We start from the raw sequence: 24,746 nt of genomic DNA, 5'->3' as shown, positions 1-24,746 counted from the left end.
TCACAAAGTGTTCTTGTAAATTACGCCATCTTTCATAATGAGCCTGAAAGACTTCTCCGGACTAGCGATCAGTTGAATATCGGTTAGTGGATCGCCATCAACAAGGATCAGGTCCGCCAGCGCATCCGCTTCAATTACCCCCAGTTTGTCTGGGTATGGGTTTCGTGGCCCCGACATTGCGCACAGTTCAGCATTGGTGCTGGTAGCCATCTTCAGAATTTCAACTGGTTTATACCAGCGTGTAAGTTTGGCGAGTTGTATTCCCTGACGGGTTGCCAGACGAGCGTCGAACAGGGTGTCGGTTCCCCATGCGGTTTTTATCTTGTACTGCTTTGCCAGTTGGTAAGCTGTGTCGGTTCCCGCACACATAACCAGTTGTTTCGCTCGCGACGAGGGGGTAGCCATTTTGACCGCATCTTCATCATCGAGAAAAGGTTGTAGACACCACCAGATGTGCTTATCAGCCATCAGTTTTACCGTGTCCTCATCAACCATTTGCCCGTGCTCAATGCATTTAACTCCACCGCGGATCGCCATCGTGACAGCCCGAGCCGTATAAGCATGGACTGTCACGTAGGTTCCCCAGTTTTCTGCGGCGGTTACGGCGGCAGCAATTTCTGGGACAGAACCTTCCGTCACATCAATGCCATCGTATTGGGATGCTACCCCGCCTCCAGCCATAAATTTTACCTGAGATGCACCGCGCATCAGTTGCTCTCTGGCCCGTAGCAGAACCTGATCCGGACCATCCGCAATAGCGGTAATCCCAACGCGCTCGCCGTAGCTTAATGCCTCGTTTGTGGCTCGCGGTATATCGCTAAGCATTCGAAAATCACCATGCCCACCGCTCTGGCTAATAAATGCGCCAGAGGGATAAATACGGGGGCCAACTGCAATTCGTTCGTCGATAGCTCGTTTTAGCCCAAACACCGGGCCACCCATGTCGCGCACGGTGGTAAACCCACGTAGCAGCGTGGCCTTAGCTTCAGCGATGGCCAGGGCCTGAATATAGTTAAAATCCGCAGTCATGGCGGTCATCATTGTGGGGCGAGCCATAATCGCATGCCAGTGCGCATCGATAAGACCAGGCATCAACACACCATTATTCCCATTTATGGTTTCTATTCCTGGTGGGAGAGGTGTTGTTGCCGGGACGACAGCTTTGATTTTATTTCCTTCAACGATGACATTAAGCCCGGTACGCAGTGAATCAGAGACACCATCAAACAGGCGTACGTTTGTAAACGCGACAATACCGGGTGAGGTGGGTTCCACATCATGAAGATGCTCATCGTTTCCTGAAAGGGCCTCCCTGACGGTCTGTGCGGAAACCGGAGGGGCCTGGCGGGCCGCACGTGTCAGGACGGTATTTATCCAAATGAATGCCGGACTCTGACATAGGCAGGTTTCATCATGATGCAGAGGTTCTGTCGTAAGCAATCGCTGGAGTGCCATGAACTTAATCTTCTATAAAAAGTAGGGGAATGTATTTTTATAATTAGCCTGACCAAAAATTTAGTCAAGCAGGTGAGATTGAATATAATATAAAAATTCCCTAAATGAACTTTACTTACTTTTGGAATTGATAAGGGTCAATTTTCCATAGTTAAAATTAATTAATGAATGGTGAGGTGGAATAATTTATTCCATGGCACATTTTATGCAATTTACTTGAAGAGTGGCTATGCTCTTAAAATACGGGGTTTGCAATTTTTCTGAGAGCGTCTTGGGTATATTCTGATTGTTAAAAATAGAGATACTTCATATTCTAATGTTTTTTTGTGCTAGTAATAATGATATCTTTTTGCTTTTGAGAATGATTTTTATTATTTATTTTTTTTGCGCGAATTTTTAGTGTTTAATTTTTTTTTTGCTGAGGCAAGGTATATCTTAATAGTAGGCTTTTATGATCAAGAGGTTTTTATGTCTAGTAAATTTCTGTCTGATGAATACAGTGAAAACGATGATGTTTATGCGTCGGTTGATCTTGCTGCATCGTTGCCAAAAAATAGATTTCCTGCGGTTGAACGTTCAGCAAGGAATGTATTTAACGCTATTCGTGACGAGCTGTTGCTGGATGGCAACTCACGCCAGAACCTGGCGACTTTTTGCCAGACGTGGGTCGATGATGAAATCCGTCAATTGATGGACTTATCCATCGATAAAAACATGATTGATAAAGATGAGTACCCTCAAACGGCTGAGATTGAAGCCCGTTGCGTGAAAATGTTGGCCGACCTCTGGAATTCACCGTCGGCGGAAACGACACTTGGGTGTTCAACAATTGGTTCTTCGGAAGCCGCTATGTTAGGGGGCCTTGCCATGAAATGGCAATGGCGTAAAAAACAGGCTTCACAGGGTAAAAACACCGACAAACCTAATATGATTTGTGGCCCGGTACAGATCTGCTGGCACAAGTTTGCCCGTTATTTTGATGTGGAGTTACGCGAGATTCCGCTTGAAGGTGAACGTCTGATAATGTCTCCGGAGGAGGTACTCAAGCGTGTGGATGAGAACACAATAGGCGTGGTACCGACACTAGGGGTTACGTTCACCTGTCAATATGAACCGGTAAAAGCCGTGAGTGATGCTCTGGACAAACTGCAGCAAGACACGGGGCTCGATATACCTATTCATGTTGATGGTGCTAGTGGCGGATTCCTTGCGCCATTTTGTGCACCAGATTTGAAATGGGATTTCCGTTTGCCGAGAGTGAAATCTATTAATACCTCCGGTCATAAATTCGGTCTGGCTCCGCTGGGGGCTGGGTGGGTGGTATGGCGAGAATCGAAGGATTTGCCGGAAGAGTTGATTTTTAACGTAAACTACCTGGGAGGCAACATGCCCACGTTTGCGCTGAACTTCTCTCGACCAGGTGGGCAAATTATTGCTCAGTATTACAACTTCTTGCGTCTTGGGCGTGAAGGCTACGAGAAAATCCACAATGCCTGTTATGAGACAGCCAGGTTCCTCGCCACTGAAATTGGGAAAATGGGGCCTTTCGAGATCCTTTTCGATGGTGACAGAGAGAAAGGCATCCCGGCCCTGGCATGGAAGCTAAAGGATGGGGCTTCCATCGGTGGGTATTCACTGTACGATTTTGCCGACCGATTGCGTACACGTGGCTGGCAGGTACCGGCTTACTCTATGCCTGCAAATCGTGAAGATCTGGTTATTCAGCGAATTTTAGTCCGTCATGGTGTCAGTCGTGACCTCGGCTGTTTACTGGTGGAGGATATGCAACGTGCACTCAAATATTTTGAAGCTCATCCAGTCAGTAAACCATTAAGTGAAGAAGAAGCCGGTGGTTTCAACCACAGTTAGTTTTTCCTGTTGTATTTGATAGGCCTGTTCAGGAGGAATTTATGGCTACATCAACACATAATGAATTTAGCAAGGAGCTATCGCTATTAGGGTTCTTTGCTATTACCGCTTCTATGGTGATGGCGGTTTATGAATATCCGACTTTTGCTACATCTGGGTTTTCATTGGTTTTTTTTCTGCTATTGGGCGGCATCCTCTGGTTTATTCCTGTAGGGTTGTGTGCCGCAGAAATGGCGACAGTTGAAGGTTGGGAAGAGGGGGGCGTGTTTACCTGGGTCTCAAAAACCATGGGTGAGAAATGGGGGTTCGCCGCCATATCTTTTGGTTATTTGCAGATTGCGGTTGGTTTTATCCCAATGCTTTATTTTGTACTGGGAGCGCTTTCCTACATACTGAAGTGGCCAGCACTAAATGATGAGCCGGTGACAAAAACGGTCGCTGCACTTATCATTTTATGGGGGCTTGCCTTAACGCAGTTTGGTGGAACCAAATATACAGCCAGGATTGCTAAGGTTGGTTTTTTTGCGGGGATTTTACTACCGGCAATTATTCTTGTAGCTCTCGCTATCTGGTATCTCTATTCTGGCGCTAAAGTTGCTATTGAGATAAATGCATCAACGTTTTTCCCTGATTTTACAAAATTAGGCACTCTTGTCGTCTTTGTGGCTTTTATATTGAGTTATATGGGTGTTGAAGCATCAGCGACTCATGTCAATGAAATGCGCAATCCAGGAAGAGATTACCCGCTGGCCATGTTGCTATTGATGATAGCGGCTATATCCCTGAGTTCCGTGGGGGGGCTGGCTATTGCCCTGGTGATCCCGCAGGCGGATATCAACCTCTCTGCAGGGGTAATGCAAACTTTCAGTGTGCTGATATCCCATGTTGGCTCTGGGTTTGAATGGGCGGTGAGAGTGATTTCTGCATTATTATTGCTTGGTGTGTTGGCGGAAATTGCATCATGGATTGTAGGACCTTCCCGGGGGATGTACGTAACGGCACAAAAAAAACTGCTACCTGCAAGTGCAGCCAGGCTGAATCAAAACGGAGTTCCCGTAGTACTGGTAATTTCGCAGCTTGTCATCACCTCTGTTGCTTTAGTCATCCTCACCAACACTGGTGGGGGAAGTAATATGTCGTTCCTGATAGCACTGGCATTAACAGTGGTCATCTATTTGTGTTCATACTTCATGATGTTTATCAGCTACATGCTGTTAGTATGTAAATATCCGGAGAAAAAAAGGACGTTTAATGTTCCAGGAGGAAAAAAGGCCAAGCTGCTTATTGCTGCGGTAGGATTGCTGACATCAATAATGGCTTTTGTCATTTCTTTTTTGCCCCCGGATACCATACAGGGTGATTCAACCGATAAGTATGTTGAACTGCTGGCAGTAGGCTTCCTTGTCGTGTTTGCATTACCGTTTATTGTGTATGCTTTGCGGAATAATAAGGAAGGTATCAATGAGGGAGTTACATTATTACCAATTAATACTGAAAACGCGCCGGAAGGGCATTTCTTTCTTCACCCTCGAGCACGCCCGACACACCATATTATTGTTCATAAAATGAAGTGATATTAATGCGTTAAGGATGCGAGAGGCGGAGAGAAGCACGTGGTAACAATGCCTCCTGCTAAAAGGGATGACTAAAAAGTCCATCACAATATATTTGATATAGATGAGGATTTTAATGAAAAGTATGAAAATAGTGTTCACCGGTTTGGCTCTGGTAGCAAGTTTATTTTCCGGGGCAATATCCAGTGCCCAGGCGGCTGAAAGGAGCCCCGAAAATATGACATGCCATGAATTTATCAACCTGAACCCGAAAGCTATGGCACCGGTTGCATTCTGGATGTTGCATGATAAAACAACTTACAAAGGAGGGGACACGGTCTCGCTCGATGAGACCGTGAACGTTGCGGTTCCACAAACAGTCGAATTCTGTAAAAAGAATCCGCAAGCCAAAGTATATGAATTCAAAAGTAAGTTGCAGGACTTGATTGTTCATTAATATCAACTAATTGAGCCTTGCATTGCCAGAGAATAATGCAAGGCTTTTTTTATCTTACCCGGCAAGAAGAACCACAAACTGTCAGAATTTACCTGCCAGGCAAGCTGGCTCAGAACAGAATTAACGAGAGGAGAAATTAGTGTCGGATATTATTTTTTATAAACAGTTCATGACACATGGTGTGATATTTCTACAGTTTGTAACTGAAACGATGTCAGTTTTATGTATTGTTATTGGTCTACTTTGGGCATCCTACATTCTGATATTTTGTTATCGTAATCCATATGGAAGTATCAGGATTCGTTTGGGGCTCGGTGGATGGCTAGCTGTTGCCCTTGAGTTCCAGTTAGCATCAGATATTCTGGCAACAACAATCAGTCCAACTATTGATGAGTTGATAAAACTAGCGATTATTACAGTAATCCGCACCGTACTGAATTTTTTCCTGTCAAAAGAACTGGAAGCCCAATCTAAAACAGAAAAAGTTGCTGAGGATAAAACTTCGTGATTTGGTTTATTTCCCCAGTGACTCAGATGCCGAATATGCTCCTGTTTGCTGAACCGTATCCGCAGACCCATGTACGGAGCGTCACGGTATCCGTCAGTCTGAAAGCTTCCTGGATAAGTTCTGCGGGAATGAGTTCGGAAAGTGAGCGGGTCCGTTCTGGTACTGTGAGATGAATAATGCCGAGAGCCTGTGAAAGTTCTATTAAAAAGGATCCATGTGAAGACATGAACCCTTTTTACATCAACCACCGGATCGGTCAATTGATCCTTAAATGATCGGCATTAAGCCAAATGGCTCGCCTTTTTGTATTAATTTATGTTTGGCTACTGATATTTTCGCCGTACTTTCTGAATAATGAACATCAACAGTGCAGTAACAACGAGCATGAGCAGGAACAGCACCCATAGAAACGATGGATCAGCTTCGCCATCAGCAAATCCCAACCCGGTGCGGTTCAGAAAATCATTACTGATTTGAGACAAATATTCGACCAGCCCGCCCAGAGGGAACAGCACGATAAAGAATGAAGCCGCAAAGCAGAGCAAACCGATCAGTATGTTAATTGTTAAATTTGCATGACGCATAATCAGTCCGCCCTGTTACGTCTATACGCCCATATGCCATTAATCCTTTACCTCCTGGCACTCGAACTTTCTTACGTGCAAGTAATGAGGTTCTGACTAACTGGAAATCAGGAATGTTATAGAAAGTTATGCATCCCCACGACTCCCCCTCACCATTTGGGCGCAACGGGTGAAGCCGGAAAGATCCTCTGTCAACGCCATTAACGAAAACGTGATCACTCATTGTGGAAGCGTTGAATAATCCAAACCACTCGTCGTGGTTTGTTCCATTCCTGAAATCCTTAACAAATCGTTCTACCTGATTGGCAATACTCCCGGACGGGGCATCAACGATCCAGTAAGTGCCTACAGGCAAAGCCGCATTTCGTATAAATGCACACTCTGCGATGTTGGTTACTGGTGCTATCCCCGAAAATACTGGAAACGTTCCGACACCGTAAACATGAAGTTTAAGCCGTCTCCCGTCTGCTGATACGTCGTTGTAGTCCATCCTGCAAATCTGCATAACATAAAACTCCCTGTAGATTTGCGGGTTATGTTACCGCCGATTTAACCAACCAGCCAGCCTTACCCTCTGAATTTGGGACACATTTGGGGACACAAGTTGGGACACAGCGCATTTTTAAGTGTTGTGTCTTTGGCTTCTCGCTGGCATGATCCTGAACAGGGATTAACGGGACGTTAATCGCAAGTTTTTGATTTTGTAGTAAATGACTCGGGGTGCCCCATCACTGATGGGCTGAGAAATACCCGTATTACCTGATCTGGATAATGCCAGCGTAGGGAAGTCAGATGCCTGTCGGGCTATCACTTCTTTCACGGCCTGGCAGGAGCGAAACCATGCAACCTGACCTGCTCGATCGTGCACAAACTGCACATGCTTTACAGCAATTCCGTCGTCATTCCCCGCTTGTTCACTGTATGACCAACGACGTTGTGCAAACTTTTACCGCCAATGTGTTGCTGGCGCTTGGTGCGTCGCCGGCCATGGTGATTGATCGTGACGAGGCGCAGCAATTCAGCGCGATTGCTGATGCGCTGTTGATTAACGTTGGTACCTTAACCCGCGAGCGGGCCGACGCGATGCTGGGGGCCGCTGAAAGCGCAAATGCGGCTGGCAAACCCTGGACGCTCGATCCCGTTGCCGTCGGCGCACTCACTTTCCGTACGCAATTTTGTCAGCAACTGCTTGCCCTGCATCCAGCGGCAATCCGCGGTAATGCCTCCGAAATTCTGGCACTCGCGGGAGTGAGCGCAGGCGGGCGCGGCGTGGATACCACAGATACTGCCATCAATGCGTTGCCCGCAGCGCAGGAACTGGCGCGGCAAATCGGCGCGGTGGTGGCTGTTACCGGCGAAGTGGATTATGTCACTGATGGCCGTCGTACACTGATGGTCACGGGTGGCGATGTGCTGATGACACGGGTTGTCGGCACCGGTTGCGCGTTATCCGCCGTGGTCGCCGCCAGTTGCGTACTGCAAGGTGATCGCCTGGTGAATGTGGCCGCCGCCTGCGCCTGGCTCGGGCTGGCAGGCAGCCTGGCGGTGGCGAACAGCAACGGACCGGGCAGCTTTATGCCCGCTTTTCTCGACGCGCTCTACACGCTGGGCGGGGAGGATTCGTTATGAGACGAATCAACGCATTGACCATCGCCGGTACCGATCCGAGCGGTGGCGCGGGAATTCAGGCAGATTTAAAAACCTTCTCGGCGCTCGGTGCTTACGGCTGTTCAGTGATCACAGCTCTAGTGGCGCAAAATACCCACGGCGTGCAGTCGGTGTACCGTATCGAACCGGATTTTGTCGGCGCACAGCTCGACTCGGTGCTCAGCGATGTGCGTATTGATACCACCAAAATCGGCATGCTGGCGGAAACCGATATTGTCGAAGCGGTGGCGGAGCGTCTGCGCCACTATCAAGTACGTAATGTCGTGCTGGATACAGTAATGCTCGCCAAGAGCGGCGACCCGCTGCTGTCTCCCTCCGCCGTGTCGGCGCTGCGTCAGCATTTACTGCCGCAGGTTTCACTTATTACACCTAATCTGCCTGAGGCCGCTGCGCTGCTCGACGCGCCGCATGCCCGCAATGAGCAGGATATGCACGCACAGGGCGAAGCGCTGCTGGCGCTCGGCTGCGAGGCGGTGCTGATGAAAGGCGGGCATCTGGATGACGCCGAAAGCCCGGACTGGCTTTTCACTGGTGAAGGCGCGCTACGTTTTACCGCGCCGCGCGTGGCGACGAAAAATACCCACGGCACAGGCTGCACGCTCTCCGCCGCGCTGGCTGCGTTGCGCCCGCGCCACAGCGACTGGGCGTCGACGGTTGCGGAAGCCAAACAGTGGCTAACGGCCGCACTGGCGCGGGCGGATTCGCTGGAAGTCGGCAGCGGAAACGGGCCGGTTCACCATTTCCATCAGTGGTGGTAAGCCGGGTTCCGAAACGTGCCAGCAGATAATGCTGAAAAAAAAGGTAGCAGTGGAAAATCTCGCACATGAGTACCAGGCTTATTTTTGCCTGCCGTAAGGCAGGTCGGGATAATCCAATTCGCTTTGTGCGAAGCTTACGGGAGCATAGCTATGACTGATATTGTGCAGTTACTTGGCAAAGACGCCGACAGCCTTCTGCAACACCGCTGTATGACCATCCCCGCTGATCAACTCTATTTGCCGGGTGGTGATTACGTGGATCGCGTGATGGTCGATAACAACCGTCCGCCTGCGGTGCTGCGTAACATGCAGACGCTGTATAACCACGGGCGGCTGTCGGGCACCGGGTATCTGTCCATTCTGCCGGTTGACCAGGGGATTGAGCACTCGGCGGGCGCATCCTTTGCCGCGAATCCGCTCTATTTCGATCCGAAGAATATCGTGGAGCTGGCGATCGAAGCCGGGTGTAACTGCGTTGCCTCCACCTACGGCGTGCTGGCCTCTGTTTCCCGCCGCTACGCGCACCGCATTCCCTTCCTCGTTAAGCTCAACCACAACGAAACTCTCAGCTACCCAACGGAATATGACCAGACGCTGTATGCCAGCGTTGAGCAGGCATTTAATATGGGGGCAGTGGCCGTTGGCGCGACTATCTATTTTGGATCGCAAGAATCTCGCCGCCAGATTGAAGAGATCTCGGCTGCCTTCGAACGCGCTCATGAACTGGGGCTGGTAACCGTGCTGTGGGCTTATCTGCGCAACTCTGCCTTCAAGAAAGATGGCGTGGATTACCATGTTTCAGCGGATTTGACCGGCCAGGCGAATCACATTGCCGCCACCATCGGCGCGGACATCGTGAAGCAGAAAATGGCGGAAAATAACGGCGGCTATAAAGCGGTTAATTTCGGTTATACCGATGAACGCGTCTGCAGCAAATTAACCAGCGATAACCCGATTGATCTGGTGCGCTATCAACTGGCGAACTGCTATATGGGGCGCGCAGGGCTTATCAACTCTGGCGGCGCTGCTGGTGGCGACACCGATCTGGCCGATGCTGTCCGTACAGCAGTTATCAATAAACGCGCGGGCGGCATGGGGTTGATCCTTGGCCGCAAGGCATTCAAGAAAACCATGGCCGACGGCGTAAAACTGATTAACGCCGTGCAGGATGTCTATCTCGATCAGAAAGTGACCATCGCATAACGGTTTTCGTCACAACCTCTCCTCTTCGGGGGAGAGGTATTGCATTTTTTGTCTCGTTATGTGGCCTGATAAGCGAAGCGCCATCAGGTATTTTTAAGCGATTATCGTAATAACGGGCAATCCGGCGGTAACCGACACTGCAACGCATCAGGCAACACTTCAATGCGGAAATGCTCGCCGCTTAGTGGTTCACCGTCGAGGTTAAAGGTGATCTCATGCGGGGCGCTGACCTCGAACCATGTCGATTTTCCGTCAATAATATGCGGGTTATCTTCCGGCTGCGTCAGGGTGGTTAACAGCGCGGGTAACAGTTCTTCGCCGGTAAAAATACGCAGATGCAATAAGCCATCATTAATTAACGCCTGCGGGCAAAGCTGCTGTCCGCCGCCCGCCTGGCGACCATTACCAATGCCAATCACCAGCGCATCGCCTTGCCACTGAAAATCCTCACCGCGAATTTCGCAGCGATCGGCTTTTAGCTTATCCAGCCGCAGCAGCCCGTGGATCAAATAAGAAACCCCGCCCAGCGCGGCTTTCAGTTTTTCCGGCGTTTCTGTGGTGATGCGAGTACCAAAACCACCGGTTGCCATATTAATAAAACAGGTTTTATCGTTAACGCGGGCGATATCGATAGCCACCGCTTTACCCATGATGGCCAACTGTAACGCTTTCTCCAGCACCTCGGGGATCCCTGCGCTGGTAGCGAAATCATTGGCGGTGCCGAGCGGTAAAATACCGAGCGCCGGAATGTTATCGCCCGTGCAGTTTACCAACGCTGTCGCCACTTCGTTGATGGTGCCATCGCCACCGCCAGCGATCACTGTCTCTGTACCAAGTTGCTGTGCTTCTTTAACGTAGCGCACAGCATCGCCTTTTTCCCAGGTGACGCGCACCTGAATATTCATGCCCTCGTCACGCAACCGTGCGATGGCTGCGCGCAGCGTTTCGTCTCCGGCGCTTTTACCATTGAGGATCAATAAGCTTCCTGGAATTTTGCCCATTTTTCTCGTCTTTATTGCATGCAATGAAGAAAGTGTATCTCACGAGCGAGAATGGGATAAAAAAAGCGGAAAAAAGCGGGAAAAAAAATCAGCCTGCGTAAGGGAGATTACGCAGGCTAAGGAGGTGGTTCCTGGTACAGCTAGCATTTATGGGTTATGTTTTTCAGCAAGATGGATAATACCTATAAAGGCCGGGGAGGTATGTGATCCGATTCTAAGATTCTTCCAGCCGGAAAAATAACCCTGCTAAATTACTTCGTGTGAGGATTACGCGTCGACTGCCCGGTGAAATTGCGCATCAGAAGCGCATATTCCAGCGCCATATCCTGCGGAACCGGCAACCAGACAGTATAACCATCGCCTGGCGCGACCGACATTGCTTCGCCTTTGGCGTTTTCCATCTGCTCAAGCGTAAAGTTGACATTGCCCTGCGGCGTCATCAACTCGAGACTGTCGCCGACCGAAAACTTATTTTTCACCGCGACGGCGGCCAGATTACCTTTACGCTCGCCGGTGAATTCGCCGACAAACTGCTGGCGCTCGGAAACCGAGTAGCCATAGTCATAGTTCTGGTAATCATCATGCGTGTGGCGGCGCAGGAAACCTTCGGTGTAACCGCGATGTGCCAGCCCTTCCAGCGTTTCCAGCAGCGAAGTGTCGAACGGTTTACCCGCAGCGGCGTCGTCGATTGCTTTGCGATATACCTGCGCAGTACGGGCGCAGTAGTAGAACGATTTGGTACGGCCTTCGATTTTCAGCGAGTGCACGCCCATCTGCGTCAGGCGCTCAACATGAGCAATCGCCCGCAGATCTTTCGAGTTCATGATGTAAGTGCCGTGCTCGTCCTCGAAGGCGGTCATGTACTCGCCTGGACGCTGCGCTTCCTCAATCATAAAGACTTTATCGGTCGGCGTACCGACGCCCAGCGTGGGTTCGATGTTCTGTACCGGAATGGGTTCGTGAACATGTACGATATTGCCGATAGCGTCTTCTTTACCTTCCTGAACGTTATATTCCCAGCGGCAGGCGTTAGTGCAGGTGCCCTGGTTCGGATCGCGTTTGTTGATATAACCTGAAAGCAGGCAGCGGCCGGAGTAAGCCATGCACAGTGCGCCGTGCACGAAGATTTCGATCTCCATCTCTGGCACCTGGCTGCGAATTTCGGCGATCTCTTCCAGCGACAATTCACGTGAGAGGATCACGCGCGTCAGCCCCATCTGCTGCCAGAATTTCACCGTTGCCCAGTTGACCGCGTTTGCCTGTACTGAGAGGTGGATCGGCATCTGTGGGAAGTTTTCCCGTACCATCATAATAAGCCCTGGATCGGACATAATCAGCGCATCCGGCCCCATATCCACCACCGGTTTCAGGTCGCGGATGAAGGTTTTCAGCTTGGCGTTATGCGGCGCGATATTCACCACTACATAGAATTTTTTTCCCTGCGCGTGGGCTTCATTGATGCCAATTTGCAGGTTTTCGTGGTTGAATTCGTTATTACGCACGCGCAGCGAATAGCGCGGCTGGCCAGCGTAAACGGCGTCCGCGCCGTAAGCGAAGGCGTAACGCATATTTTTCAGCGTTCCCGCCGGGGACAGGAGTTCCGGTTTAAGCATGATTTTCTCGTTCTGATGACAGGTCAGATCGCCTCACCAGGTGAGGCGGCGGGGGAGTTTCCCTAAATTTAGGGCGGGAATTGTAGCGCCGCGCGCCGGGGGAGTAAACCTGTGCGTTAGTTCACGCGGAGCGGCGGCCATTTCCGCGCCGGTTATTTCCGCCTCGCCACTGAGCACAGCCAACAGCAGCATCAGTGCGCCATAGTCGTATTTCTTCACCATCCTTCTTTGATATACCTGAAGCGCCCGCCAGAATACAGATGATTACAGCATTGCTCCCGACCGGTTTATACTCGGCGGAGGGCTTTGTCAGGGCGCTGTCGGGACGATGTCGTGTTGCTGTCGGGTAACGATCGTGTTGTTGTCAGCGTGGTTCAGCGACACTGCAAGCCGGTTTCCTGTGGAGAAATATTATGAGCAATAAAGTGAAAGCATTCCGTCTGGCCCGCGCCTGGTCGCAGGAACAGCTTGCAGAAATGGCCGCGTTGAGCGTCAGAACGGTGCAGCGTATTGAAAATGGCGATCAACCTTCGCTGGAGACGCTGAGTGCGTTAGCGGCTGTGTTTGGCGTCAGCGTTACTGAGTTGTCCGGGCAGGCGGAGGCGGGGGAAGAGGCGTTGGATCAGCGCATCACAGCCGCCCGGGAAAAGGTCGATGCTGAAAGCCGCTTCTGGCGCTCGCTTATCACCGCAGTCATCGTCTGCGTGCTGCTCTATTTCCTTAACCGCAGTACCGCGCCAGAATCGCTGTGGTCACTGTGGGTGGCGGCGATTTGGGGTGGATTGCTGCTGGTGCGGGGTTTGCGGCTCTTTGTTTTCGCTGAGCCGATCGCCCGCTGGCGCAAACAGCGTTTACAGCGGCTGTTGCGTAAATAAAATGCTATCGGGCGTGAAGCCCGACAGACGTTTACGCCAGTTTGCAGGCGTCAGCTTCCCAGCGGTAGCCGACGCCGTAAACCGCGCGGATAAAGGATTGTTCCTCATCCAGCGCTTCCAGTTTTCGGCGCAGGTTTTTGATATGGCTATCGATGGTGCGGTCGGTCACCACGCGATAGTCATCATAAAGATGGTTGAGCAGTTGTTCGCGGGAGAAGACCTTGCCCGGCTCGCTGGAGAGGGTTTTCAGCAGGCGGAACTCCGCCGGGGTGAGATCCAGCAGTTTGTTGCGCCAGCTTGCCTGGAAACGCCCTTCATCCACAATCAGCGGGCTTTCCGCATCCAGTGCCTGCAATTCGCGCTGCGGCTTGCAGCGGCGCAGAATGGTTTTGACTCTCGCCACCACTTCGCGCGGGCTGTAGGGTTTGCAGATATAATCGTCGGCGCCGATTTCCAGACCCAGCAGGCGATCGATCTCCTCAATTTTTGCTGTCACCATAATGACCGGTATATTGGAGAAGCGACGGATTTCCCGGCACAGCGTCAGACCATCGGTACCGGGCAGCATCAGATCGAGCAGGATCAAATCCGGCGGCGTCTGGCGGACGTATCCCAGCACCTGATCGCCGTGGTTAATCAGCGTCGGCGCGTAGCTGGCCGCCCGTAGATAATCGATCAGCAACTGTCCCAGCTTCGGTTCATCTTCCACGATCAGAATGCGCGGCGTGTTTTCATCAATGGGTAGCTCAGTCATACTTCTCTCGATTCTTCGCCTTCAAGCGGTAGTTCAACTGTAATGGTAACCCCGCCGAATGGCGAGTGCCCGGCGTGGATAGTGCCAGCATGGGCCTCCACAATATTCAGACAGATTGCCAGCCCCAGTCCGGAGCCGCCGCTGGCTCGGTTGCGCGATCCTTCCGTGCGATAAAAACGCTCAAACAGGCGCGTAAGCTGCTCGTCGGAAACGCCCGGCGCGCTGTCGGCAAAACTCAGGATCAGTTTGCCGTCACGAGTGGTGGACTGAATCAGCGTTTGTCCGCCGCTGTCCGTATAGCGCAGGCTGTTTTCCAGCAGGTTATTAAACAGTTGCATCAGGCGATTGGGATCGCCAAATACTCTGCTACTGGTGGACTGCAAATCCAGCGACAAGTTCAGGTTTCGGCTGGCAAAACGTTCATGAAACGCGCCAGCGACAATCTCCAGCAACGTCACCACATCCACCGGTGTGCGCTGATAGGCCAGGGCACCCTCGTCGGACATCGACAACTGATGCAAATCGTCCACCAGCTTGGTGAGCGTGCTAACCTCCGCCTGTAATGACAACACTGATTCCGGCGTAAATTTGCGTACGCCATCCTGAATTGCCTCTAGTTCGCCGCGCAGTACCGCCAGTGGCGTACGCAGTTCGTGGGAGATATCAGCCATAAAATCGCGGCGCATTTGCTGGTTTTTCTCCAGCGTGCTGGCCAGCAGGTTAAAATCACGCGCCAGCCTGCCCAGTTCATCCTGGCTGTCAGTCTTGACGCGCGTCGAGAAATCACCAGAGGCAAGTTTGTGCGTTCCCTCGACCAGCCGTTTCACTGGTGCCAGCAGGCCGCCTGCCAGCGGGAAGGTTGCCAGCGCCGCCAGCAGCGTGGCGAGGCCGACAATCAGCCAACTGGTGCGACGCTGTTGGCGGGCAAAATTGATGTCGGTATTGCGCGTTAACCGCTCAACCGGGGAGGCAATCACCCAGCCCACCGTTTTCTGGTTCACCACAATCGCCCGGCGGTTGCCTTCATCCGGCACCGTGCCGTGCGGGCCGACCAGCACAATGTTGTGCTGATCGACAACCCAGAACTGCGTGCGCCAGCCATGCGGCGGTGGCGGGCCTGGTGGGCCTGGCGGCGGGTCATAGCTTTCCATCCCCTGTGCTGCTCTGCCGTTGTCGCCCATCGTGCGATTCCGCTGCATGGCCTGTTCCGGCCTATCGGCGCGATCATCTTCATGGTTGTTATCGCGTTCGAAAGATCGCAGGATATCGAAAATCATCCGGTCGTTATTGCGCAGAAATTGCCAGTCGCCGTGCTGAGCGTACTGCTCGGCCAGCGTGTCACTCAACATTTGCAGGCGCTGTTCGTTGCCGCGCTTGATATAGTCGATAAACCCGTGCTCAAAGCTGATTCGTACCGCCCAGTGCATGATTACCAGCAGTACGATGCAGGTAGTCAAAATAGCCAGGAAAAGTTTGGCCGTAATACCCGGTCGCCAGAATTTCATGATTCTCTCCTGTTGCGACGGGCAATCACGACGTTCTGGCTGGTATCGTTCGGAACGCGGGCGAAGATCAACGCCGGTAGTGAAATAATCACCGCCATACTGAGATAAGCGTAAAGGAAAATATGATGCGCCGCGCCGCTGTCCGCTGACAGATGCTGCTGACCGAACAGGCCGAGCAGCAAACCGGCGACGGTAACGCCGATACTCATCGACAACTGCATGGTCATCGACAGCAGGCTGTTGCCGCCGCTGGCCAGTTCATCGGGCAGATCTTTCAACGTCAGAGTGTTCATCGAAGAGAAGCGCATCGAGTTAATCATCCCCTGACAGAACAGCACCACCGGCAGCAGGTAGTACCAGCCGAGCAGGGCGGTGGTCATAAACAGCAGGCTCACCAGCGCCAGACCAAGGGTGGAACAGACCAGCGCGCGGCGATAACCAAAACGGTTAACCACTTGCACGACAATCCGCTTCATACCCATACTGCCCAGTACCATCGGGATCATCATCAGCCCGGCGTGGAACGGCGAAAAATCAAGGCCAATCTGCAAAAACACCGGCGTCATAAATGGCAGCATGCCGCTGCCTATACGCCCGGCGAAGCTCCCGGCCAGCCCCAGGGAAAATGAGGGCGTGCGGAACAGTCGCAGGTTGAACAACGCACTATCATTACCTCTGGCATGCAACAGATAAAACAGCATCGCTGCTGCGCCCACCGCCACCAACGCAGCAAGCTGGACGGACGAAAGCCCCAGCCCGCGGTTGCCGTCGAGCGCCAGCGTCAGCGTCGCCATACCACAGGCCAGCAACGCAAAACCCGCCATATCGAAACGGCGGGTTTGCAGTTTATAGTTTGGCATCCGGCTCAGGGTGGCGATCGCGCCGATAATACCGACCGGCAGGTTAATCAGGAAAATCCAGTGCCACGAAGCATACTCCACCAGCATCCCGCCAAGTGTCGGGCCAACCAGTGGGCCGATTTGCCCCGGCAGAGTGACGAAAGTCATCGCCGCCATATATTGGTCGCGCGGGACGATTTTCATCACCGTCAGCCTGCCTACCGGCACCATCATCGCCCCGCCGATACCCTGTAAAACCCGCGCCATCACCAGTTGATCAAGGGTTGAGGCCTGCGCGCAAAACAGCGAGCCGGTAGTGAACAGCACAATGGCGAGGAAAAAGATATTTCGCACGCCAACCCGATCCGCCAGCCAGCCGCTGGCTGGCAGCATGATTGCCACGGTCAATACATAGGAGACCACCACCATGTGCATATGCAGCGGGCTCTCTCCCAGGCTTTGCGCCATCGAGGGGAGGGCCGTATTCACAATCGTGGTATCCAGCGACTGCATAAAAAAGCCAAAGGCGACGATCCATAGTTGCCAGTGGATGTTTTTGGGAAGTTCATTCATTCACTAACTGGCTCTCTCTCTTTCTGGCTAAAACGCATACGCAGGCGGTCAAAGAAGAGGTAGACCACCGGCGTTGTATACAGGGTAAGAAGCTGGCTCATCACCAGACCGCCGACAATGGTGATCCCCAGTGGCTGGCGCAGTTCGGAGCCGTCGCCGCCGGAAATGACCAACGGCAGTGCGCCAAACAGCGCCGCCAGGGTGGTCATCATGATCGGACGAAAACGCAGCAAACAGGCCTGGAAGATGGCCTCTTCTGCACTCAGGCTCCCCTTGCGCTGGGCTTCGAGGGCGAAGTCGACCATCATTATGGCATTCTTCTTCACTATCCCTATCAGCAACATGATGCCAATCAGTGCGATCAGGCTAAACGGCGAGCCGAACAGCTCCAGCGCCAGCAGCGCGCCGACGCCCGCCGAGGGCAGCGTTGAGAGAATGGTCAGCGGGTGGACGTAGCTCTCGTAGAGGATCCCCAGCACGATATAGACTGTAGCAATCGCTGCCAGGATCAGGATCACCTGTGAATTCATCGTCTCCTGGAATACCTGCGCCGTACCGGCGAAGCTGCCGCGCACGCTCGAAGGGACGCCAAGTTGCGTCATCGTACGGTCGATGGCGTCGCTGGCTTCCGACAGCGAAGTGCCTGTCGGCAGGTTAAAAGCGATGGTCGATGCTGCCGACAGCCCCTGATGGTTTACCGACAGCGGCGCATTCGCTGGTTGCCAGTGGGCAAAGTAAGAGAGCGGGATCGACTTGCCTTCGCTGTTGATCACATACATCTTGTTTAGTGCGCTCACGTCCTGGGTATAGCGGGGATCGACTTCCATCACCACTTTATACTGATTAAGTGGTTGATAAATAGTGGAGATCTGCCGCTGACCGAAGGCATCATTCAGCAGACTGTTGGCCGCCTGAACGCTGATGCCCAGCCGCGACATCGTTTCGCGATCGTAAATCAGGTTCATCTCTGCGCCGTTGTCCTGCTGGTCTGAGTTGACGTCCGCCAGTTGCGGCAGCGCCGCCAGTGCTTTACGGATCTTCGGCTCCCACTCGCGCAAGGCGCTGAGATCGTCCGACAGCAGGGTGTACTGGTAGCTGGCATTGGCCTGCCGTCCGCCGACGCGAATATCCTGTACGGCCATCAAAAACAAGCTTGCGCCAGGCTCTTTCGCCAGTTTAACGCGCAATCGGTCAATCACCTGCTGCGCTGTTTCATTACGAATATGTCGCGATTTGAGGGTGATAAACATCATGCCGCTGTTTACGCGCGAACCGCCGGTAAAACCGGTGACATTATCCACTGCCGGGTCGTCACGGATGATTTTCATAAAATCCTGCAACTTACCGCGCATTGCCTGAAAAGAGATGCTCTGATCCGCCTGAATGCCGCCCATTAGCACGCCTGTGTCCTGCTCAGGAAATAAGGTTTTCGGAATGGAGATATAGAGCCAGACATTCAGCGTGATGGTGCCAAGCAGCACCAGACCCACCAGCCTTGTGTGGTTCAGCACCCATGAAAGCGAGCGGGCATACTGCTGCTGGAGTGCAATCAGCAAACGGCCAACGCCTTTTTCCCGCGTGCGTTCTCGCGGTTTATGGCGTTTCAGCAGCCAGCCGCACATCATCGGTGTCAGCGTCAGTGAAATGGCCATCGAGATGCCAATCGCCACCGACAACGTGACGGCAAACTCGCGCAGCAGCCTGCCCGGTAGGCCGGCCATCAACAGCAGTGGCAGGAACACCGCTATCAGCGACAGGCTCATCGACAGCACAGTAAAACCGACTTCCCGTGTTCCCTGCAATGCCGCCTGCAACGGTTTCACGCCCGCCTCAAGATGGCGGGAGATGTTTTCCAGCACCACAATGGCATCATCAACGACAAAGCCGGTGGCGATGGTCAGCGCCATCAGCGACAGGTTATTCAGACTGAAACCGCACAGGTACATAGCGGCAAATGTGCCGATCAATGAAACCGGTACGGCGACCGCCGGGATCAGCGTGGCGCGACCGGAGCGCAAAAACAGAAACACCACCAGGATCACCAGCGCCACCGAGATCACCAGCGTCTGCTCCACTTCCGCCAGCGAGGCGCGAATGGTCGGTGAGCGATCCTGGGCGATTTGTAGATTGATAGCGGCAGGAATGGTTTTCTGTAATTCCGGCAGACGAGCGCGGATGCCATCCACCGTCTGAATAATATTGGCTTCCGGCAGCTTGCGGATCATCAGCAAAATCGCCGGTTTTGCGTTGGTCATCCCGGCATTGCGCACATCCTGCACCGAGTCGCTAACCGTGGCAACATCGCTTAAATGTACCGCTGCGCCGTTGTTGTAATGGATGATCAACGGCTGGTATGCGGCCGCCGTTTTTAGTTCATCATTGGTTTGCACCTGCCAGCGTTGAGCGCCGTCATCCACCGCGCCCTGCGGCCGACGGACGTTAGCATTGCTGATGGCGGTACGCACGGCATCAAGAGAAACACCCTGATTAAACAGCGCCTGCGGGTTGAGGTCGACGCGCACCGCGGGCAGCGAGCTTCCGCCGATATCAACATCGCCGACGCCGTCGATCTGCGCGATGGTTTGTGCCAGTTGCGTCGAGGCAAAATCGTATAACTGGCCCTGCGAATAGGTATCCGAGGTCAGTGTCAGGATCATGATCGGCGCATCCGACGGGTTCGCTTTGCGATAGGTCGGACGGCTTGGCATACCGCTTGGCAGCAGGCTTTGTGCCGCGTTGATCGCCGCCTGTACATCGCGCGCTGCGCCGTTGATATTGCGGTCAAAATTAAACTGCAAAATGATACGCGTATTGCCCAGTGAACTGGAGGAGGTCATTTCGTTGACTCCGGCAATCCGCCCCAGTGAGCGTTCCAGCGGCGTAGCGACCGACGACGCCATCGTCTCCGGTGAGGCACCAGGCAGCGAGGCGCTGACCATGATCACCGGAAAATCGACCTGCGGTAGCGGGGCTACCGGCAGCAGCCGGAAGCCAAGGATGCCGCACAGCGTTATAGCCAGCGAAATCAAAATCGTCGCCACCGGGCGGTAAATGAAGAGGGCGAAAAACTTCACTTACGCCTCCTCTTCACGGCGTGGGAAGCGTTGTTTTACGGCCAGCGACAGGCGGTCGAACAGCAGATAAATCACCGGCGTGGTAAACAGCGTTAGTACCTGGCTGACCAGTAGCCCCCCCACCATGCCGATACCCAGCGGGCGGCGCAGCTCTGCGCCCACACCGGTGCTGAGCATCAGCGGTAGCGCACCGAGCAGGGCTGCCAGCGTGGTCATCAGGATCGGGCGAAAACGCAGCAGACAGGCCTGGAAAATCGCCTCGCGCGGCGCCATCCCTTCTTCACGTTCGGCGGCGAGGGCGAAGTCAATCATCATGATGGCGTTTTTCTTGACGATACCAATCAGCAGAATGATGCCGATAATGGCGATCACATCCAGCTCACTGCCGGAAATCATCAGCGCCAGCAGCGCACCAACGCCAGCGGTCGGCAGCGTCGAGAGAATGGTTACCGGGTGGATAAAACTCTCATACAGCACGCCGAGCACGATATACATTGCCGCCACCGCTGCGACGATCAGCCAGACCGTGCTGCCAAGCGCAGCCTGGAACGCCAGCGTGCTGCCCTGGAACTGGGTGCGGATATCGGTCGGAAAATTAAGGGTTTTTTCACTGTCGGTGATCGCCTGCACCGCATCACCCAGCGAATAGCCGCGCGCCACGTTAAAAGAGATGGTGGTGGAGGGGAATTGATCAAGGTGGTTAATACTCAGCGGCGCAAAGCGCTGTTCCACTTTAGCTATCGAGGATAACGGCACCACACCGCCGCCGCTGCTGGCCAGACGAATGTTCTCCAGCGCCGCCAACCCTGGTGTTTGTGTTGTGTCGTGTTCCAGCACCACGCGGTACTGATTTGACTGGGTATAGATGGTGGAGATCAGCCGCTGACCAAAGGCGTCATACAGCGCGTTATCAACATCCGACATGGTGATGCCAAGACGGCTGGCGGTGTTGCGGTCAACGTTGACCCAGGCTACCAGCCCTTTGTCCTGCCAGTCGCTGCTGACATCAGAAAGTTGCGGCAGTGCTTCCAGTTTAGCGATCAGTTGCGGCACCCAGGTGCTCAAGGCGTCCAGTGAGTTTGCCTGCAAGGTAAACTGGTACTGGGTGCGGCTGACCGTGGTGTCGATGGTCAAATCCTGCGTCGGTTGCAGATAGAGCGCCACGCCGGGCACTTTTGCTGCCGCCTGTTGCAGGCGCTCAATCACTGTCTGTACACGGTCGTCGCGTTTATCCAGTGGCTTAAGGTTGATTTGCAGACGGGCGCTGTTCAGCGACGGGTTGGTGCCATCAACGCCAACAAACGAGGTCAGGCTTTCAACTGCCGGATCCTGCAGGATAACGTCGGCTACCTGCCGCTGGCGTTGCGCCATGCTGGCAAACGATGCCGACTGTGGCGCCTGTAGCGTACCCTGAATGATGCCGTTGTCCTGTACCGGAAAGAAACCTTTTGGAATGAAAACCCACAGCGCCATTGACAGTAGCAGTGTGCCTATCGCCACGCTGAGTGTCAGCCACGGGTGGTTAAGCACTTTCGCCAGCAGATGGCCATAACCGGCGATCACGCGCTCGAAAAAACGTTCTGAGGCGCGGGAAAAACGGTTCTGCTTGCGCAGGGATTCCTCGCTCAGCATGCGCGCGCACATCATCGGTGTCAGCGTCAGCGACACGATAGCCGAGATCAGAATTGCCACTGCCAGCGTGACGGCGAACTCACGGAACAGACGCCCGACGATATCGCCCATAAACAGCAGCGGGATCAGCACGGCAATCAGCGAGAAGGTGAGGGAGATAATGGTAAAGCCGATCTCGCCTGCGCCTTTGAGCGCTGCCGCCAGCGGTTTTTCTCCTTTTTCGATATAGCGCGAGATGTTCTCAATCACCACAATCGCATCATCCACCACAAAGCCGGTGGCGATGGTCAGCGCCATCAGCGTCAGGTTATTGATAGAGAAATTGAGAAAAACCATCACCGCAAAGGTACCGATAAGCGACAGCGGCACGGCCACGCCTGGAATGATGGTGGCCGGAATATTGCGTAGAAACAGATAGATAATCATCACCACCAGCGCAATGGCCAGCATCAGTTCGAACTGGGTGTCGCTGACTGAGGTGCGGATGTTGTTGGTGCGATCGGAGAGCACTTTCACCGTGACCGATTTCGGCAGACTCTTCGTTAATTGTGGCAGCAGAGTACGAATCCTGTCGGCGGTATCAATGATGTTGGCGCCCGGCTGACGCTGGACATTCATCACAATAGCCTGTTGCTTATTCGCCCATGCGCCAAGCCAGCGGTTCTCTGCGCCTTGTTCCACTGTTGCTACATCGCCAAGGCGAATGGCCGCACCGTTCTGGTAAGCGACAATCAACTGGCGATACTCTTCGGCGGACTGCATCTGGTCGTTGGCGGAGAGCGTGATGGCGCGCGTTGGGCCATCAAGGCTACCTTTCGCCGAGTTAACGTTGGCATTGTTGATGGCGGTGCGAATGGTTTCACTGGTCAACCCCAGCGCAGCGACAGCCTGCGCGTTAAGTTTGACGCGTACAGCCGGGCGCTGGCCGCCGGAAAGGGTGACCAGACCAACACCGGAAACCTGCGAAATTTTCTGCGCGACGCGCGTTTCGACCATATCTTCCACCTGCGTCATCGGCATGGCGGAAGAGGTGACTGCCAGCGTCATGATCGGCGGATCGGCGGGGTTAACTTTGCTGTAAACCGGCGGGTTAGGCAGATCGGAAGGGAGCAAGCTGTTGGCAGCGTTCATCGCCGCCTGCACTTCCTGCTCGGCAACATCCAGCGGTAGCGTGAGCTGGAACTGTAACGTCACCACCGATGCCCCGCCGGAGCTTTGTGATGACATCTGTTTTAAGCCCGACATCTGGCCAAATTGCCGTTCGAGCGGCGCGGTAATTGCCGACGTCACCACATCGGGGCTGGCGCCGGGGTAGAGAGTGACGACCTGGATGGTGGGGTAGTCCACTTCCGGCAGCGCCGAGACGGGAAGAAACCGGTAGCCGATGATCCCGGCAAGCAGAATCGCCACCATCAATAAAGTGGTGGCGACCGGGCGTAAGATAAACAGACGGGAAGGGCCACCTGTCCGGCCTGGCGGTAGCAACTGCATCAGGAGTGCGCTCCTTTCGCCGGATGCTCAGGTTTTGTGGGCGTCTGCCGGGCGCTTTGCGCATCCACCACTTCCACTTTGGCCCCTTCGGTCAAACGGTCAATACCGTCCGTCACCACGCGGTCGCCCGCCGACAGCCCGGCAGCAATCACTACTTTCTGGCTGTCCTGAATACCCGGCGTAACAATATGTTTGCTGACCTGGCTATTCTCATTCACCACCCAGACAAAGTTGCCTTCATTACCCATTTGCAGCGCGGCGGTAGGGATCACAACGGCATCTTGTTGCGTGGCGACCAGCATGCGCGCATTGACGAACTGATTGGGAAACAGCGCGTCGTCTTGATTATTAAAGCGTGCTTTCAGTTTGATGGTGCCAGTGGTGGCATCGATCTGGTTATCAAGACTTAGTAGTGAACCGCTGCTCAGTTTCTGTTTGTTAGTGCGATCCCAGGCTTCCACTACCAGCGGTTGACCGGACTTTTGCGCTTGCACGACGGTGGCGATGTCGTTTTCCGGCAGGGTAAAGATGAGGTCAATCGGGTGGGTTTGCGTCAGCACCACAATACCGGTGGTATCGCTGCTGCTGATTTGGTTGCCAATATCCACCTGTTTTAAGCCAACGCGCCCGGAGATGGGTGCCGTGATGCGGCTCCAGTCCAGTTGCAACTGGGCGCTGGCGACCGAAGCTTCATCAGCTTTGACGGTGCCTTCGGATTCCGTTACCAGCGCCAGTTGGGTATCGAGATCCTGACGGGAGACGAGACTGGTTTTCACTAGTTGCTGATAGCGGGCCAGATCGCGGCGCGCATTCGCCAGCGTAGCTTGATCTTTTGCCAGTTGCCCCTGTGCCTGTGCCAGTGCGACTTTAAATGCGCTGGGGTCGATTTCAGCCAGCAGATCGCCGGCTTTAACCTGTTGCCCCTCCTGGAAGTGGAGCGCCATCAGTTGGCCGGAAACGCGGCTGCGCACGGTCACTGTGTTGGTTGCCGTAATTGTACCGAGGCCAGAGAGATAACGCGGAACGGATTCACGGGTCGCTGTGGCAGCCTGGACCGGTGGTAACGCGCCGCCGCGCATGCCGTGACGACCGCCGCCAGCCTGAATTTGTGTGTGTCCGGTGGTGGAAGAGGGGGGGGTAGCTTGCTGGTGGCTAAAGTAGTACCACGCGGCACCTGCCATGGCGATAACCACGACCGCCACAAGTGTGCGACGAAAAGTGAAGCTGCGTTTCATCGTTATATATATCTCGTCCTGGAAAGCATGACCAAAATAATACTAGTTTAATGAGGCCTTAACGCAGAAAAATGGAGGAAATATGAAACACTGTTTAGA

General features: G+C 53.5%; 19 protein-coding genes and 1 riboswitch. Of the genes, 8 read left to right on the top strand and 11 right to left on the bottom strand.

Annotated features, from left to right (window positions below; all coding sequences use genetic code 11):
- Window positions 1-1,455: a metal-dependent hydrolase family protein gene (locus tag GA0061070_RS03890; protein ID WP_090133813.1), complete on the bottom strand. Its 1,455-nt coding sequence runs from the start codon at window positions 1,453-1,455 to the stop codon at window positions 1-3.
- Window positions 1,456-1,923: 468 nt separating this feature from the next.
- Here GA0061070_RS03890 and gad point away from each other — a divergent pair, with 468 nt between their 5' ends.
- From gad to GA0061070_RS03870, 4 genes are all read left to right on the top strand, one after another.
- Window positions 1,924-3,324 carry a glutamate decarboxylase gene (gad, locus tag GA0061070_RS03885; protein ID WP_090133811.1) on the top strand — a complete coding sequence of 467 codons (1,401 nt, stop codon included), beginning with the start codon at window positions 1,924-1,926 and terminating at the stop codon, window positions 3,322-3,324.
- A gap of 41 nt (window positions 3,325-3,365) precedes the next feature.
- Entirely contained in the window at window positions 3,366-4,898 is a 1,533-nt protein-coding gene (gadC, locus tag GA0061070_RS03880) for a glutamate/gamma-aminobutyrate antiporter (RefSeq protein ID WP_090133810.1), read from the top strand.
- A 115-nt stretch (window positions 4,899-5,013) separates the two neighbouring features.
- On the top strand, window positions 5,014-5,334 hold the full coding sequence (gene hdeB, locus GA0061070_RS03875; protein WP_090133808.1) for an acid-activated periplasmic chaperone HdeB: 321 nt from the start codon (window positions 5,014-5,016) through the stop codon (window positions 5,332-5,334).
- Window positions 5,335-5,473: 139 nt separating this feature from the next.
- The gene (locus GA0061070_RS03870) at window positions 5,474-5,842 is read left to right on the top strand and encodes a DUF1622 domain-containing protein (protein WP_244153029.1); all 369 of its coding nucleotides are present in this window, start codon (window positions 5,474-5,476) and stop codon (window positions 5,840-5,842) included.
- Window positions 5,843-6,165: 323 nt separating this feature from the next.
- Here the strand turns inward: GA0061070_RS03870 and GA0061070_RS03865 are convergent, their stop codons facing one another.
- Both GA0061070_RS03865 and GA0061070_RS03860 read right to left on the bottom strand, forming a co-directional pair.
- Window positions 6,166-6,426 carry a hypothetical protein gene (locus tag GA0061070_RS03865; RefSeq protein ID WP_090133806.1) on the bottom strand — a complete coding sequence of 87 codons (261 nt, stop codon included), beginning with the start codon at window positions 6,424-6,426 and terminating at the stop codon, window positions 6,166-6,168.
- Window positions 6,401-6,916, bottom strand: coding sequence for a DUF2778 domain-containing protein (locus GA0061070_RS03860; RefSeq protein ID WP_341844367.1), 516 nt, complete (start codon window positions 6,914-6,916; stop codon window positions 6,401-6,403). Before GA0061070_RS03860 ends, GA0061070_RS03865 begins: the two co-directional genes overlap by 26 nt.
- A gap of 216 nt (window positions 6,917-7,132) precedes the next feature.
- A riboswitch (TPP riboswitch) is annotated at window positions 7,133-7,229 on the top strand.
- A gap of 37 nt (window positions 7,230-7,266) precedes the next feature.
- On the opposite strand from GA0061070_RS03860, the gene thiM reads away from it, so the two are divergent.
- From thiM to fbaB, 3 genes are all read left to right on the top strand, one after another.
- Window positions 7,267-8,055 carry a hydroxyethylthiazole kinase gene (gene thiM, locus GA0061070_RS03855; protein ID WP_090133803.1) on the top strand — a complete coding sequence of 263 codons (789 nt, stop codon included), beginning with the start codon at window positions 7,267-7,269 and terminating at the stop codon, window positions 8,053-8,055.
- Window positions 8,052-8,852 carry a bifunctional hydroxymethylpyrimidine kinase/phosphomethylpyrimidine kinase gene (gene thiD / locus GA0061070_RS03850; RefSeq protein ID WP_090133801.1) on the top strand — a complete coding sequence of 267 codons (801 nt, stop codon included), beginning with the start codon at window positions 8,052-8,054 and terminating at the stop codon, window positions 8,850-8,852. The genes thiM and thiD overlap by 4 nt, the downstream gene beginning before the upstream one ends.
- Before the next feature lie 150 nt (window positions 8,853-9,002).
- On the top strand, window positions 9,003-10,055 hold the full coding sequence (fbaB, locus tag GA0061070_RS03845; RefSeq protein ID WP_090133799.1) for a class I fructose-bisphosphate aldolase: 1,053 nt from the start codon (window positions 9,003-9,005) through the stop codon (window positions 10,053-10,055).
- A 101-nt stretch (window positions 10,056-10,156) separates the two neighbouring features.
- On the opposite strand, the gene yegS is transcribed toward fbaB, so the two are convergent.
- Window positions 10,157-11,056 (bottom strand): lipid kinase YegS, encoded by a 900-nt coding sequence (gene yegS / locus GA0061070_RS03840; protein ID WP_090133797.1) that lies wholly within the window; start codon window positions 11,054-11,056, stop codon window positions 10,157-10,159.
- A 251-nt stretch (window positions 11,057-11,307) separates the two neighbouring features.
- Entirely contained in the window at window positions 11,308-12,669 is a 1,362-nt protein-coding gene (gene trhP, locus GA0061070_RS03835) for a prephenate-dependent tRNA uridine(34) hydroxylase TrhP (RefSeq protein WP_090133795.1), read from the bottom strand.
- 413 nt (window positions 12,670-13,082) lie between these two features.
- On the opposite strand from trhP, the gene GA0061070_RS03825 reads away from it, so the two are divergent.
- On the top strand, window positions 13,083-13,544 hold the full coding sequence (locus tag GA0061070_RS03825; RefSeq protein WP_208598147.1) for a helix-turn-helix domain-containing protein: 462 nt from the start codon (window positions 13,083-13,085) through the stop codon (window positions 13,542-13,544).
- 31 nt (window positions 13,545-13,575) lie between these two features.
- Here GA0061070_RS03825 and baeR read toward each other — a convergent pair whose 3' ends face one another.
- The 6 genes from baeR to GA0061070_RS03795 are packed head-to-tail and all read right to left on the bottom strand — an operon-like array spanning window position 13,576 to window position 24,647.
- Complete coding sequence (gene baeR / locus GA0061070_RS03820) at window positions 13,576-14,298, bottom strand: envelope stress response regulator BaeR (protein ID WP_090133791.1); 723 nt, start codon at window positions 14,296-14,298, stop codon at window positions 13,576-13,578.
- Window positions 14,295-15,803: an envelope stress sensor histidine kinase BaeS gene (gene baeS, locus GA0061070_RS03815; protein WP_090133789.1), complete on the bottom strand. Its 1,509-nt coding sequence runs from the start codon at window positions 15,801-15,803 to the stop codon at window positions 14,295-14,297. Before baeS ends, baeR begins: the two co-directional genes overlap by 4 nt.
- A complete protein-coding gene (mdtD, locus tag GA0061070_RS03810) occupies window positions 15,800-17,215 on the bottom strand; it encodes an MFS transporter (protein WP_090133788.1) in 1,416 nt (471 codons plus the stop codon). The genes baeS and mdtD overlap by 4 nt, the downstream gene beginning before the upstream one ends.
- Window positions 17,212-20,289, bottom strand: coding sequence for a multidrug efflux RND transporter permease subunit MdtC (mdtC, locus tag GA0061070_RS03805; RefSeq protein ID WP_090133786.1), 3,078 nt, complete (start codon window positions 20,287-20,289; stop codon window positions 17,212-17,214). Before mdtC ends, mdtD begins: the two co-directional genes overlap by 4 nt.
- The gene (locus tag GA0061070_RS03800) at window positions 20,290-23,412 is read right to left on the bottom strand and encodes an MdtB/MuxB family multidrug efflux RND transporter permease subunit (RefSeq protein ID WP_090133784.1); all 3,123 of its coding nucleotides are present in this window, start codon (window positions 23,410-23,412) and stop codon (window positions 20,290-20,292) included.
- Window positions 23,412-24,647, bottom strand: a complete 1,236-nt coding sequence (locus tag GA0061070_RS03795; RefSeq protein ID WP_090133782.1) for an MdtA/MuxA family multidrug efflux RND transporter periplasmic adaptor subunit — start codon at window positions 24,645-24,647, stop codon at window positions 23,412-23,414. Before GA0061070_RS03795 ends, GA0061070_RS03800 begins: the two co-directional genes overlap by 1 nt.
- Window positions 24,648-24,746 lie beyond the last annotated feature (99 nt).

It is taken from the genome of Kosakonia oryziphila (assembly GCF_900094795.1).
In the GTDB taxonomy this organism is placed as follows: domain Bacteria; phylum Pseudomonadota; class Gammaproteobacteria; order Enterobacterales; family Enterobacteriaceae; genus Kosakonia; species Kosakonia oryziphila.
This window is presented reverse-complemented; position numbering and strand designations above follow the sequence as displayed.

Excerpts from the sequence above, each read along its gene's own strand:
- GA0061070_RS03890 (WP_090133813.1), bottom strand. The coding sequence starts at position 1,455 with ATGGCACTCCAGCGATTGCTTACGACAGAACCTCTGCATCATGATGAA.
- gad (WP_090133811.1), top strand. The coding sequence starts at position 1,924 with ATGTCTAGTAAATTTCTGTCTGATGAATACAGTGAAAACGATGATGTT.
- gadC (WP_090133810.1), top strand. The coding sequence starts at position 3,366 with ATGGCTACATCAACACATAATGAATTTAGCAAGGAGCTATCGCTATTA.
- hdeB (WP_090133808.1), top strand. The coding sequence starts at position 5,014 with ATGAAAAGTATGAAAATAGTGTTCACCGGTTTGGCTCTGGTAGCAAGT.
- GA0061070_RS03865 (WP_090133806.1), bottom strand. The coding sequence starts at position 6,426 with ATGCGTCATGCAAATTTAACAATTAACATACTGATCGGTTTGCTCTGC.
- GA0061070_RS03860 (WP_341844367.1), bottom strand. The coding sequence starts at position 6,916 with ATGGACTACAACGACGTATCAGCAGACGGGAGACGGCTTAAACTTCAT.
- thiM (WP_090133803.1), top strand. The coding sequence starts at position 7,267 with ATGCAACCTGACCTGCTCGATCGTGCACAAACTGCACATGCTTTACAG.
- thiD (WP_090133801.1), top strand. The coding sequence starts at position 8,052 with ATGAGACGAATCAACGCATTGACCATCGCCGGTACCGATCCGAGCGGT.
- fbaB (WP_090133799.1), top strand. The coding sequence starts at position 9,003 with ATGACTGATATTGTGCAGTTACTTGGCAAAGACGCCGACAGCCTTCTG.
- yegS (WP_090133797.1), bottom strand. The coding sequence starts at position 11,056 with ATGGGCAAAATTCCAGGAAGCTTATTGATCCTCAATGGTAAAAGCGCC.
- trhP (WP_090133795.1), bottom strand. The coding sequence starts at position 12,669 with ATGCTTAAACCGGAACTCCTGTCCCCGGCGGGAACGCTGAAAAATATG.
- GA0061070_RS03825 (WP_208598147.1), top strand. The coding sequence starts at position 13,083 with ATGAGCAATAAAGTGAAAGCATTCCGTCTGGCCCGCGCCTGGTCGCAG.
- baeR (WP_090133791.1), bottom strand. The coding sequence starts at position 14,298 with ATGACTGAGCTACCCATTGATGAAAACACGCCGCGCATTCTGATCGTG.
- baeS (WP_090133789.1), bottom strand. The coding sequence starts at position 15,803 with ATGAAATTCTGGCGACCGGGTATTACGGCCAAACTTTTCCTGGCTATT.
- mdtD (WP_090133788.1), bottom strand. The coding sequence starts at position 17,215 with ATGAATGAACTTCCCAAAAACATCCACTGGCAACTATGGATCGTCGCC.
- GA0061070_RS03800 (WP_090133784.1), bottom strand. The coding sequence starts at position 23,412 with ATGCAGTTGCTACCGCCAGGCCGGACAGGTGGCCCTTCCCGTCTGTTT.
- GA0061070_RS03795 (WP_090133782.1), bottom strand. The coding sequence starts at position 24,647 with ATGAAACGCAGCTTCACTTTTCGTCGCACACTTGTGGCGGTCGTGGTT.